At 61.3% G+C, this 12,578-nt stretch carries 12 protein-coding genes; 8 read left to right on the forward strand and 4 right to left on the reverse strand.

From position 1 onward, the window contains the following. Positions 1-120: 120 nt before the first annotated feature. Complete coding sequence (locus ACR0EZ_RS17650) at positions 121-1,302, forward strand: phosphoserine transaminase (RefSeq protein ID WP_480615557.1); 1,182 nt, start codon at positions 121-123, stop codon at positions 1,300-1,302. Between the two features lie 71 nt (positions 1,303-1,373). Beyond that, the gene (serA, locus tag ACR0EZ_RS17655) at positions 1,374-2,969 is read left to right on the forward strand and encodes a phosphoglycerate dehydrogenase (RefSeq protein WP_480615559.1); all 1,596 of its coding nucleotides are present in this window, start codon (positions 1,374-1,376) and stop codon (positions 2,967-2,969) included. A gap of 84 nt (positions 2,970-3,053) precedes the next feature. Here serA and ACR0EZ_RS17660 read toward each other — a convergent pair whose 3' ends face one another. After that, positions 3,054-4,571 (reverse strand): malonate--CoA ligase, encoded by a 1,518-nt coding sequence (locus ACR0EZ_RS17660; protein WP_480615561.1) that lies wholly within the window; start codon positions 4,569-4,571, stop codon positions 3,054-3,056. A 155-nt stretch (positions 4,572-4,726) separates the two neighbouring features. Here ACR0EZ_RS17660 and serB point away from each other — a divergent pair, with 155 nt between their 5' ends. Then, on the forward strand, positions 4,727-5,602 hold the full coding sequence (gene serB / locus ACR0EZ_RS17665) for a phosphoserine phosphatase SerB (protein ID WP_480615563.1): 876 nt from the start codon (positions 4,727-4,729) through the stop codon (positions 5,600-5,602). Between the two features lie 6 nt (positions 5,603-5,608). Here the strand turns inward: serB and ACR0EZ_RS17670 are convergent, their stop codons facing one another. Continuing rightward, complete coding sequence (locus tag ACR0EZ_RS17670; protein ID WP_480615565.1) at positions 5,609-7,936, reverse strand: caspase family protein; 2,328 nt, start codon at positions 7,934-7,936, stop codon at positions 5,609-5,611. Beyond that, positions 7,917-8,075, reverse strand: a complete 159-nt coding sequence (locus ACR0EZ_RS17675; protein ID WP_480615567.1) for a hypothetical protein — start codon at positions 8,073-8,075, stop codon at positions 7,917-7,919. Before ACR0EZ_RS17675 ends, ACR0EZ_RS17670 begins: the two co-directional genes overlap by 20 nt. 357 nt (positions 8,076-8,432) lie before the next feature. Between ACR0EZ_RS17675 and ACR0EZ_RS17680 the strand changes: the two genes are divergently transcribed. The 3 genes from ACR0EZ_RS17680 to ACR0EZ_RS17690 are packed head-to-tail and all read left to right on the forward strand — an operon-like array spanning position 8,433 to position 9,521. Next, the gene (locus tag ACR0EZ_RS17680; protein WP_480615569.1) at positions 8,433-8,762 is read left to right on the forward strand and encodes an ArsR/SmtB family transcription factor; all 330 of its coding nucleotides are present in this window, start codon (positions 8,433-8,435) and stop codon (positions 8,760-8,762) included. Beyond that, the gene (locus ACR0EZ_RS17685; protein ID WP_480615571.1) at positions 8,750-9,178 is read left to right on the forward strand and encodes an SRPBCC family protein; all 429 of its coding nucleotides are present in this window, start codon (positions 8,750-8,752) and stop codon (positions 9,176-9,178) included. The genes ACR0EZ_RS17680 and ACR0EZ_RS17685 overlap by 13 nt, the downstream gene beginning before the upstream one ends. Before the next feature lie 22 nt (positions 9,179-9,200). Continuing rightward, positions 9,201-9,521 (forward strand): YciI family protein, encoded by a 321-nt coding sequence (locus ACR0EZ_RS17690; RefSeq protein ID WP_480615573.1) that lies wholly within the window; start codon positions 9,201-9,203, stop codon positions 9,519-9,521. Between the two features lie 3 nt (positions 9,522-9,524). Here the strand turns inward: ACR0EZ_RS17690 and ACR0EZ_RS17695 are convergent, their stop codons facing one another. Further along, a complete protein-coding gene (locus ACR0EZ_RS17695) occupies positions 9,525-10,523 on the reverse strand; it encodes an asparaginase (protein WP_480615575.1) in 999 nt (332 codons plus the stop codon). Between the two features lie 178 nt (positions 10,524-10,701). On the opposite strand from ACR0EZ_RS17695, the gene ACR0EZ_RS17700 reads away from it, so the two are divergent. Both ACR0EZ_RS17700 and rlmN read left to right on the forward strand, forming a co-directional pair. Continuing rightward, complete coding sequence (locus ACR0EZ_RS17700; RefSeq protein ID WP_480615577.1) at positions 10,702-11,235, forward strand: invasion associated locus B family protein; 534 nt, start codon at positions 10,702-10,704, stop codon at positions 11,233-11,235. A 132-nt stretch (positions 11,236-11,367) separates the two neighbouring features. Then, the gene (gene rlmN / locus ACR0EZ_RS17705; protein WP_480615579.1) at positions 11,368-12,555 is read left to right on the forward strand and encodes a dual-specificity RNA methyltransferase RlmN; all 1,188 of its coding nucleotides are present in this window, start codon (positions 11,368-11,370) and stop codon (positions 12,553-12,555) included. The last annotated feature ends 23 nt before the right edge of the window (positions 12,556-12,578 follow it).

Here is a 12,578-nt window from a genome sequence, read left to right on the forward strand (position 1 = left end):
CGATGTCGTTTTCCGGCTTTCAAGCGTCTTTTCTGCTTGCCGCAATGCGGCGGGCTTTCTACGAGTGGCGGTGGGACACCCCTCCCCAACGAGGGGCGTGTATCTGGAAGGGTAATACAGATGAGCATTGAACAACCGGCGTCGCGCGACGCCGCGCGCAAACCTGAACTGCGGCCAGCTAATCCGCGTTTCTCCTCGGGCCCCTGCGCCAAACCCCCCACATTTGAACTGAGCAAACTGGCCGATGCCGCGCTGGGCCGGTCGCACCGGGCCGCTGTCGGCAAGGACAAGCTGAAAGCCGCGATCGAAGGCACCCGTGAGGTGCTGGACATTCCGGCGGATTACAGGATCGGCATCGTTCCCGCCTCGGACACCGGCGCGGTCGAGATGGCGCTGTGGTCGCTGCTGGGCGCCCGCAAGGTCGAGATGCTGGCCTGGGAAAGCTTTGGGGCCGGTTGGGTCACCGATGTGGTCAAACAGCTGAAGATCGACGCCGAGGTCAAGACGGCCGATTACGGGCAGATCGTTGATCTGGCCTCGGTCGATTTCGCCAATGACGTGGTGTTTACATGGAACGGCACCACCTCGGGCGTGCGGGTACCCAATGGCGACTGGATCGCCGATGACCGTCAGGGGCTGACGATCTGCGACGCGACAAGCGCCGCCTTTGCGATGGACCTGCCCTGGGACAAGCTGGATGTGACCACGTTCAGCTGGCAGAAAGTGCTGGGCGGCGAAGCGGCGCACGGCATGCTGATCCTGAGCCCCCGCGCCGTTGAGCGGCTGGAAAGCTACACCCCCGCATGGCCTCTGCCGAAGATTTTCCGCCTGACCAAAGGCGGCAAGCTGATAGACGGCATCTTCACCGGGGCGACGATCAACACGCCCTCGATGCTGGCGGTTGAGGATTATCTGTTCGCGCTGGACTGGGCGCGTTCGGTTGGTGGCCTGCAGGGGTTGATCGCCCGGGCCGATGCCAATGCCGGTGCGGTGCACGCGTTCTGCGATCAAAACGACTGGATTGCGAATCTGGCCGAGGATGCGGCGACGCAGTCGAACACATCCGTGTGCCTGAAATTCACCGATGCCCGCATTCAGGACGGGGCCACCTTTGCCAAGGCCGTGGCCAAACGGCTGGAGGCGGAAAACATCGCGCTGGATATCGGTGCCTATCGCGACGCCCCTGCGGGCCTGCGCATCTGGTGCGGCGGTACGGTTGAAACCTCGGATATCGAGGCGATGCTGCCCTGGCTTGCCTGGGCGTTTGAGGCCGAAATCGCTGCGCAAACGGAAGCCGCCTGACAAGGTTTTTCGACGAAAACCCGGGCCGGCCCGTGGCCCGGATATCTTCCCAAAATTCAAGGACCAGAGATATGGCCCCCAAAGTACTCGTATCTGACAAGCTCAGCGAAACCGCCGTGCAGATTTTCCGCGATCGCGGCATCGACGTGGATTTCATGCCCGATCTGGGCAAGGACAAGGACAAGCTGGCCGAGGTGATCGGCCAGTATGACGGTCTTGCCATCCGCTCAGCAACCAAGGTCACGCCGACCATTCTGGAGAAAGCCGACAAGCTGAAAGTCATCGGCCGTGCCGGGATCGGCACGGATAATATCGACAAGGACGCGGCCTCGAAAAAGGGCGTGATCGTGATGAACACGCCGTTCGGCAACATGATCACCACCGCCGAGCATGCGATTGCGATGATGTTCGCCGTCGCGCGGCAAATCCCCGAGGCCAGCACCTCGACCCATGCGGGCAAGTGGGAAAAATCCAAGTTCATGGGGATCGAGCTGACCAACAAGACCTTGGGCGTGATTGGCGCGGGCAACATCGGCGGCATCGTCTGCGAACGCGCGCTGGGCCTGAAAATGAAGGTGATCGCCTATGATCCCTATCTGGGCGAAGAGAAAGCCGCCCAGATGGGCGTCGAAAAGGTCGAGCTGGACGAGCTGCTGTCGCGCGCCGATTTCATCACTCTGCACGTGCCGCTGACCGATCAGACCCGCAACGTTCTGAGCCGCGAAAATCTGGCGAAGACCAAAAAAGGCGTTCGCATCGTCAACTGTGCCCGTGGCGGTCTGGTTGATGAGGAAGCCTTGGCCGAGATGCTGCAATCGGGTCACGTGGCCGGTGCGGCCTTTGACGTGTTCAGCGTGGAACCGGCCAAGGACAACCCGCTGTTCAACCTGCCCAACGTGGTCTGCACGCCGCATTTGGGCGCGGCCACGACCGAGGCGCAGGAAAACGTGGCGCTGCAAGTGGCCGAGCAGATCTCGAACTATCTGCTGACCGGCGCGGTGGAAAACGCGCTGAACATGCCCAGCGTCACGGCGGAAGAGGCCAAGATCATGGGTCCGTGGATCAAGCTGGCCGGTCATCTGGGCAGCTTCATCGGCCAGATGACGGATGAGCCGGTCAAGGCGATCAACATCCTGTATGATGGTGTTGCGGCTGAAATGAATCTGGCCGCCCTGAACTGCGCCGTGGTCGCGGGGATCATGAAAAAGTTCAATCCCGAGGTGAACATGGTCTCGGCCCCCGTGGTTGCGAAAGAGCGTGGTATCCAGATTTCGACCACCAATCAGGACAAGTCGGGCGCGTTCGAAGGCTATATCAAGGTCACCGTTGTGACGGACAAGCGCGAACGCTCGATCGGGGGCACGGTGTTCAGCGACGGCAAGCCGCGCTTCATCCAGATCAAGGGCATCAATATCGACGCCGAGATCGGCGCGCATATGCTCTACACCACCAACGAGGATGTTCCCGGCATCATCGGCGCGCTGGGTCAGACCATGGGCGAGAACAACGTGAACATCGCCAACTTTACCCTGGGCCGCGCCGCAGCGGGCGGCGAGGCGATTGCGCTGCTCTATGTCGATGAACCCGTGCCCGCCGAGGCGCGCGCCAAGCTGGCGGAAACCGGTCTGTTCACGCAGATCAAACCGCTGGAATTTGACGTGGCCTGACGGTCGGCAGATTTTGCAAGCAATTGGACCCGGGTCGAGTTCGGCCCGGGTTTTTCATTGGCGAGGATCAACTAGATCAAGCGTTCAGTCTGCGGTGAAACTGTCCTTGTACGCGTCGCGCAGGGCGTTTTTCTGCACCTTGCCCATCGTGTTGCGCGGCAACTCGTCCAGCACGATCAGCTTGCGGGGATGCTTGAACCGGGCGAGGTCGTTTTGCACCGACGCCATGATGGCCTCAAGATCGGGGGTCTGGCCGGGCAGGGGCACGATGATGCCCAGAACGGTCTCTCCGAAATCGGGATGGGGGACACCGATCACCGCGCTTTCCAGAACACCGGGCTGGTCGTCGAGCACCAGCTCGATCTCTTTGGGGTAGATATTGAACCCGCCCGAGATGATCAGATCCTTGCCCCGGCCGACGATATGGACATAGCCGTCCTGATCCACGCGCCCCAGATCGCCGGTGATGAAGAACCCGTCTTCGCGCAGTTCGGCGGCGGTTTTCTCGGGCATCTGCCAGTAGCCGCTGAACACGTTCGGGCCGCGCACCTCGATCATGCCGATCTCGCCTTGGGGCAGGGGGTCTCCGGTTTCCGGGTCGGTCACTTTCAACTCGACATCGGGCAGCGGAAACCCGACCGTGCCCGCGCGCCGATCCCCGTCATAGGGGTTCGAGGTGTTCATGTTGGTCTCGGTCATCCCGTAGCGTTCAAGGATGCGGTGGCCTGTCCGGGTTTCGAACTGCTCATGGGTTTCCGCCAGCAGCGGCGCCGAGCCCGAGATGAACAGCCGCATATGGCGCGCCAGGTCGCCGGTGAACCGATCATCACCCAGCAGGCGGGTGTAAAAGGTCGGAACCCCCATCATCGACGTGGCCTGCGGCATCAGGCGCAGCATAACGTCCAGATCGAATTTCGGCAGGAAAATCATCGACCCGCCCGCAGCCAGGATCACGTTGGTCGCCACGAACAGCCCGTGGGTGTGAAAGATCGGCAAGGCGTGCAGCAGCACGTCATCGCGGGTAAACCGCCATTCCCGCATCAGCGTTTCCGCATTGGACAGCAGATTGGCCTGCGTCAGCATCGCGCCTTTGGATCGCCCCGTGGTGCCCGAGGTATAGAGGAACGCGGCCAGATCATCCTCGGACCGTTTGACCGGCTCGAAGGCGGGCAGCATGCCGAAAGCCCGGCGCATCAGGCTGCCCGAGCCATCGGCGTTCAGCGTCTCAAGCCGCGCGTTCTGAGCCTGCGCGATGGGTGCCAGACCGGCCTCGCTGGCTGCATCGCAGACAACCAGCGCCGCGCCGCTGTTTTCGATGAAATAGGCCAGTTCCGCCGTTTTATACGCCGTGTTCAGCGGCAGAAAGATCAGCCCCGTCTGCGCGCAGGCGGCATAAAGCGCCAGCATTTCAGGGGATTTCTCGACCTGAACGGCAACCCGGTCGCCCGGTTCCAGTTCCAGCCCGGTCAGGGCGTTGGCGATGCGGGCGGCCATGTCCAGAAAATCCGAATGCGTCAGGATCTGACCGTCCGGCAGATGCAGGAACGGGGTGTCCTTGCCCGCGTGGATGCCAAACAAACGATCGTAAAGCGGGTTGCCCATCCCGTTTCCCCTTGTCCCAGATCGCCCTGAATCTGGCTTGGAAATGCAGGGGGGTAAAGCCCCGAACGGGTAATTTCAGGGCCGCAGATGCAAACCGGCACTGGCGAAAATGCTGCACCTGCGATATGCGCAGGCAACCCTGCCGGAGACCTGCCATGTACGTTGCCACCTTGCTGACCAACCCCACCGCGCCCGCGCTTGACAGCGCCCTGCCCGAGTCGCTGCGGAATGCGTGGGGCGGGCAGGATATCGTCTGGCTGAACCCGGATGAGGCGGCGGAATTTGCCGTGCCGGCCCTGCCCGACAACCGCTGGGATGTCTGGGCGGACCTGCAGGGCATGGGCGTCGATCTGGTTGTTCAGCCTGCCGAGGGGCGGCGCAAGAAAATGCTGCTGGCGGATATGGACAGCACGATGATCCAGCAGGAATGCATCGACGAACTGGCGGATGAGGCAGGCGTCGGCGACCGGGTCAAGGACATCACCGCACGGGCGATGAATGGTGAGCTGGATTTCGAAGGCGCGCTGATCGAACGGGTCGGGCTGCTGAAAGGTCTGGACGAAGCGGTGATCGATCAGGTGCTGAACACGCGGATCACCCTGATGCCCGGCGGGCGCGAACTGGTCGGCACCATGCGCGCAAACGGCGGTTATGCGGCGCTGGTTTCAGGCGGGTTCACCGCCTTCACCGCGCGCGTGGCCGCGCTGTTGGGGTTTGACGAAAACCGGGCCAACACGCTGCTGGCGGAAGACGGGCGGCTGACCGGTGATGTGCAGCGGCCCATTCTCGGGCGCGAGGCCAAGGTCGAGTCTCTGGACCGGATCATCACACAGCTGGGCCTGTCCGAGGCAGATGTGATCGCGGTGGGAGACGGCGCAAACGATCTGGGCATGCTGGGCCGCGCCGGAACCGGCGTTGCGCTGCACGCCAAGCCCTCGGTCGCGGCGCAATGCGATGTGCGGATCAACCACGGGGATCTGACGGCGCTGCTGTATCTGCAGGGTTACTCAAGGGCCGAGTTTCTGGGCTGAGCGCCCTCAGAAAAGATCGAACCGCACCGGATTCTGCGCCCAATACACCCGGGCGGCCAGCAGCAGGCGTTCCTTGGGATCGTTCGCCGCCGCATAGGGAACCGGAACCCCGAATTTGGCGCTGATGTTTTCGAGCGCTCGCAGGGTGGCCGGGCCGACCTGACCATCCACGGCCACGTTTTCACCAAGCTCATTCAGCGCCAGTTGCAACGCGCGGTTCAGATCGGCGCCCGAGATACTGTCCAACTGGGCCCTGGCCTGGCCGGCGGGCTCGTCATTGGGCAACAGGGCGGCCTTGGCCGCGCGCAACGCCGCATCCGCCGGACCGCGCTGGGGCACCTGACCATCCAGAATGATATAGGCCCCGTTCGCGCCGCCCCAGGCATCGCCGCGTTCCAGCGAGATATCGTACCAGTCTAGCGCCTCGGTCCGGGTGCGGTCCTGCAACTGATCGTTCAGGATCATCCGGGCAATACTGGCCGGGGCTGTCGGGTGGCCGCCGTTTGACGCGGCCAGAAAATACGCCTCGGCCTTGTCGAGATTGACGGGGTTGCCGCCAAGACCCAGCAGGGACACGTAGGCCAGATTGTCATAGCCATAGATATCCTTGCGCAGTTCCGAGGCGCGCAGATAGCGCATGCCGCGTTCGGGGATATAGTGGTCCGAGTTTTCGCGCAGGAAATACAGGCCCAGTTCGTTCATCGAATAGGTGTGGCCCAATTCCACCGAGCGTTCCAGCAATTCGAACCCGCGCTGTTTCTCGGCATCCGTTTGCCCGTCGCGCAGCAATTGCTTGCCAAGGCTGTGCATGGCAAAGGGGTCTTTTTCCGATGCGGCCTCTTCCAGAAGGGCGCGGGCCTTGTCCAGATCGCGGGGTGTTTTGGTAACGGCGCGGTCGATGCGGTCGGTCTGCAACAGGGTCGCCAGCGCATATTTTGCCCGGATATGCCCGCCGTTCTCGGCCGCTGACATGCTTTCATAGGCCCCTGCTATATTGCCCGCCGCCTGTTGCAAGCGGCCCAGCTGATACAGGAACCGCGGGTTGACGGGATCGTCTTCGACGGCTTTCGTACAGGCCGCCAGACCTTTCGAGATGTTCAGCTCATTGGGCAGGCGAAACACGCCGATACCGTTGATGTCCAGCGCATCCCCGGCCTCAAGATCGCAGGCATTCATCTCGAGATTGAGCGACACCTCGACATTCTGTTTCTTCTGATCTGCCGTGATCACCTCGACCAAAAACGTGTCGGTGAACTGCTGGGTCCCCAGTTCAGCGGCCCGCGCGTCGGTGATCTCGGGCGAGTATGTCAGGCCCTCGCTTGTCGATTGATCGCGGACGCTGACGACCCCCCGTTCGGGGTTTTCCACCAGCCGCAGGCCCCGGATGTCATTACCAAGCGTCTGTTCCAGGCTCTGCGCCAGAGGGATGGACTTGTCGAACTGGTAGCTGAGGCTGAGCGATTGCGGCGCGCCTTCCTGCACCTGCCCGTCCTCAACCTCGACCTGTTGCTGCGCCAGATAAAACGGGCGCACCAAGGTCGAGCTTTCCCAGGGAATTTGCTGTCCCTGGGTCGAATCGTGAACCCGTTCGCGAATGACCGGGAACAGTTGCTGAATGTTCTCGAAGGGCGACGACTGGGCGGTTTCCAGAACCGCCGCCGTATAGGGGCTGTTCTGGCCCGTCGCGCCATCGCTGGCCACCGCGCCCGGTGAGGTCGAATAGGCCACAAGCGAATTCAGTGGCGTTTTGAACACATCGAACCCTTCGCGGGTTTCGAACAGGTTGGCATCCAGATCGGCGGCCAGCCTCAGGTCCTGGAACGGATTGTCACGGCAGGAATCCAGAATGGCGACATGGGCCGAACTGCGCGCCGACAAGGTGTCGATCACACGATCCAAGGTCATGGTCGCCAGCGGGACATCATAGACGCTTTCAAATTTTGCATCCACGGGCAGCAGATAATTCCGCCGCCCGATCTGAATGCCGTGGCCCGCGTAGTAAAACAGCACATCGGCCTTGTCCGGGATGTTCAGAACAGCGGTTCTGATCAGCTCTTCGAACTCGCGTTTGCCAAGGTCATAGCCGTCGTAGACGCGGAAATTGAAGCCGCGCAGCATGTCGGCGATGTCTTCGGCGTCCTTGCGGGCGTTGGTCAGGTCTCCGACATTTGCGTAGTCCTGATTGCCGATGACGATGGCGATCCGGTTGGCTGGGAACGAGCTGTTGCTGTTCGCAACCGCCATCTGCGCAGTGAAAACACCCGCGTTCAGAACAAGGGCGACAAGCGCCGCATGCAGATGGCAGTTTCTGGTTTTAAACCCGCGCCGTGACATGTTTTGATCCTTTCAGATCAACCCCAGCTTCCGCCGCCGCCGCCGCCGGAACCACCTCCGCCGCCGCCACCACCGCTGGAGCCTCCTCCGCCACCGCCGCCTTCACCACGGTCGGCTTCACCGCCGCTTTGGGCTTCATTGGATGTTGCAGAGCTGGACGTTGTTGATGCTGTCGAGGACGTGGTCGCAGCGGCCTGCTGCGGAACCTCCGCCGCAGGTTCAGCGGTTTCTGTCTGCGACCAGGGCGAGGTGCAACCGGCAACAGTAACAGTACATAAAACAAACATTGAAATGGTCGCACAACGCATCTCAAGCCTCCTTAACGAAAAATAAAAACAATTAAACGCACGCATAATATCTTACTGTGTACGTGCAATGTCTGTCCATCAAAGTTTGAATTTGGGGCAGTTGTCAGTGAACTATATCTCTTAAGCGCGGTCACAAGGCGAGAAAAACGGGGGTTTCCATTATTTAACTGCGGTGTTAAATAATGGATATGACGGATTTACTGAACACGTTCTCGGCGCTTTCCGATGCCACGCGGTTCTCGATTGTCGAGCAGTTGATGGCGCACGGTGAATTGCCCGCCGGTGACCTGATCGAAGGCAAGGGCATGTCCGGCGCGGCCATTTCGCGCCATCTGAAAATTCTGCGCAACGCCGGGCTTGTCCGGCAGCGGGTGCAGGGAGCGCAGCGGATGTATTCCATTCAACCCGACGGTCTGCGCGCGATTGCCGAATGGACGATCTCGAAGCGGCAGTTCTGGGACAGCAGCCTCGATCGTCTGGGGGACATACTGGAAAGGGAAAACTCATGGCCGACCTGAAACTCGAGCGGGCGTTTCCCGTCAGTCCCGAAACCCTGTTTGCCTGGGTCAGTGATGGTGCCAAACTGCTGCAATGGTGGGGGCCAGAAGGCGTGCATGTGCCCGAGCATGATCTGGATTTCTCGCGCCTCGGGCCGTGGTATTCGGTGATGGAAAACGGCGAAGGCCAGCGGTTCAAGGTCTCGGGCCATGTCACCCATATCGATCCGCCCAACTCGGTCGGCTTCACCTGGGCCTGGCATGACGATCAGGACCAGCGCGGCGCGGAAAGCCATGTGACGTTTTTCGTGACAGCGGCAGGCGACGGGGCGCGGCTGGTTGTGGATCACCGCGAACTGGCCGATGCCGAGGCTGCCGCAAACCACGAACAGGGCTGGACCTCGTCTCTGCGCAAGCTCGAAGCGAAGGCAAGATAGATTTTCAACAAGGAGGACTGAAATGCCCCAATATTTGTTTGTTTATCACGGCGGAACCACCCCGACCGACCCTGCCGAGGTCGAAGCCACCATGGCCGCCTGGGGCGCATGGTTTGGCGGTATGGGCGATGCGCTCGACATCCCCGGCAATCCGGTGGGCCAGTCCTATACGGTCAGCAGCACCGGCGTTGCGGATAATGGCGGGGCCAACCCGGCCTCGGGCTTTACCGTGATCAAGGCCGACAGCATCGAAGCCGCGACCGAGATGGCCAAGGGCTGTCCAATGGTCGTGAACGGGTCCGGCTCGGTCGAAGTGGCCGAGGTGCATGAGATCGAGATGTGATCCTTAGCCGGGAAACCCCGGCGCAGGTCTGATCAAGCCACATTCCAACCCGCGACGGCTGTATTGCGTGGCGTTCATGAATTTGCCTGTGGCCGGGTGATCGGCCTCAAGCACCCCAAGGTGAACCATCAGGGTGGCGATGGCGCATTCGCTGGCGCGGGTGGTGCCGTCGGTGATTTTCAGCGCCACGCCCATGCGTTTTTCCGGCAGGATGGCAACAAAGACGGCCTCGGCCCCGGTCTTGATCGCGGCGCGGCCCTGCATGGCGCGCATCAGCTCGGTGCAGGCGCGGGTTTCGCCAGCTACCAGTTCGGGGTGTTTTATCATCGCGGCGGTCAGTTGCTGTGCCGCGTCGCTGGCCCGGTCGGACCGGTCGGCGGCGGATGCAAACCATGCCATCGACCGCGCCAGCCCGACCAGCGAAGTGGCAAAATTCGGCGCCGAGCAGCCATCGATCCCATAGGCGGGGCTGGTTTCGCCGGTGGTTTCTTCGATGGCGGACAGGCAAGCCTGCTGAACCGGGTGGTCGATCTCAAGATATTCCGGCCCCGCGCCCATATGCTGCGCGACCGTCAGGAACCCGCAATGCTTGCCCGAGCAATTATTGTGAATCTGGCAGGGCGTGTCATCGGCCAGAATAAGCCCGTCGCGCGCTGCCATATCGTCCGGCTCTTGCGGGCCGCAGCGCAGATCGGGTTCGCTAAGCCCCAGATGATCCAGCCAGGCGGACACCCGGTCGGTATGAATATGCGCCCCGTTATGCGAGGCGCAGGCCAATGCCAGATGTTCGCTGTTCAGCCCGTATTTTGCCGCCGCACCGGATGTGATCAGCGGCAGCCCCTGAATCATCTTGGCCGAGGACCTTGGATAGATCACCGCATTCGGGTCGCCCCAACTGCGCACGATCTGGCCGGTATCGTCGCAGATGACCGCATGACCCAGATGCAGGCTTTCCAGCAGGGGTCCACGCCACAGTTCTGTCATCGGTACGGGCTGCGTCATCTGGACCTCCGGATTTATGCGCAAAATTCTGCCAATCGCCCTTTCGCCTGTGGCGAAACCTGCGTTAGTGTGTGTATGTCGGCAATCATCGGAATGCGCAATGTTATAGACGAACCGGCAGGGTTCGCAGGGCTTTCCGATGGGTATGAGGTATGGGTCGAGCTAGGAGGCTGGACAGATGGGATCAAAGCTCGTTCGCGTGATCGCGGGCTTTTGCATGGCAGGGATGGCCACAACCGCAATCGCTCAGCAGGCGACCAGCACCAATCGCGTGGCGGCAAAAACGGATTGGAGCGTTTTTGTCGAAGATGACCCCACCGAATGCTGGAGCGTTTCGGCCCCAAAGGAAACCGTGAACACCCGCGGCGGTCGCGTCGTGTCGGTGCGGCGCAGCGATATCCTGTTGTTCGTGTTCTATCGCCCCAATGCCGAGGTCAAAGGCCAGGTCACTTTCACCGGCGGCTATCCCTTTGCAGGTGGGTCCACCGTGAACCTGACAGTTGACGGCAGCGAGTTCGAACTGTTCACCGAAGGCGAATGGGCGTGGCCCGCAACCGCTGCCGATGACGCCAAGATCGTCACCGCGATGAAACGCGGGACCGAAGCGGTGCTGACCGCGCGGTCCGAACGCGGCACGCAGACCAAGGACACGTTTTCGCTGCTGGGTTTTACCGCCGCGATTGAAGACGCCGAAAAGCGCTGCACCAACTAGACGCCTTGCCCGAGTGAATACGGCCCCGTCCGCTGGTGGGGCGTCTTCCGTGCCGTGTACGATTCCTTTTGATCTTTGCGCGCAGTCCTATATAGAGGCGCATCCCAAGCCAGAATCCGTTGAGATAGCCCCATGTCGCCCAAAGCGCCGATCACTCAAGACGTCATGACCATCCCCCGCAAACTGCCCGAGGGGAAGATGAACCTTGTTGGCCTGACCCGTGACCAGTTGCGGGCTGCTCTGATCGAACACGGCACGCCCGAGAAACAGGCGAAGATGCGCACCGGGCAGATCTGGCAGTGGATCTATCAGTGGGGCGTGCGCGATTTTGGTGAAATGACCAATCTGGCCAAAGCCTATCGCGCGCAGCTGGCCGAACATTTCGTGATCGAAATCCCCGAGGTGGTGACGCGGCAAGTGTCCGAGGACGGCACCCGCAAATACCTGTGCCGCATCGCCGGCGGGCATGAGGTCGAGGTTGTCTATATTCCCGAAGAGGATCGCGGCACGCTGTGTATTTCATCCCAGGTAGGCTGCACGCTGACCTGTTCCTTCTGCCATACAGGCACTCAGAAACTGGTGCGCAACCTGACGGCGGCTGAAATTGTCGGTCAGGTGATGATGGCACGCGACGATCTTGAGGAATGGCCGACCCCCGGCGCGCCCAAGGATGAAACCCGCCTGCTGTCGAACATCGTGCTGATGGGCATGGGCGAGCCGCTTTATAACTTCGAAAACGTCCGCGACGCGATGAAGATCGCCATGGACCCCGAAGGCATTTCCCTGTCGCGCCGCCGGATTACGCTCTCGACCAGCGGCGTGGTGCCCGAGATTGCGCGCACGGCCGAGGAAATCGGCTGCCTATTGGCGATCTCGTTCCATGCCACCACGGATGAAACCCGCGACGTGCTGGTGCCGATCAACAAGCGCTGGAATATCGAGGAACTGCTGGGTGCTCTGGCCAGCTATCCCAACGCGTCGAATTCGGAACGGATCACGTTCGAATACGTGATGCTGGATGGCGTCAATGACAGCGATGAAGACGCGCATCGGCTGATTGAACACATCAAGCGCCACAACATTCCGGCCAAAATCAACCTGATCCCGTTCAACGAATGGCCCGGCGCGCCGTACAAGCGCAGCTCGAACAACCGTATCCGGGCCTTTGCCAATATCATCTATCAGGCGGGCTATGCCTCGCCCATCCGCAAGACGCGGGGAGAGGATATCATGGCGGCTTGCGGTCAGTTGAAATCGGCCACGGAACGCGCCCGGAAATCGCGCAGGCAGATCGAAGCCGAGGCTGGTCTGAACCCGTAAACGGTTCAATCCTGCCGCGTTTG

It is taken from the genome of Ruegeria sp. AK4, assembly GCF_056541025.1.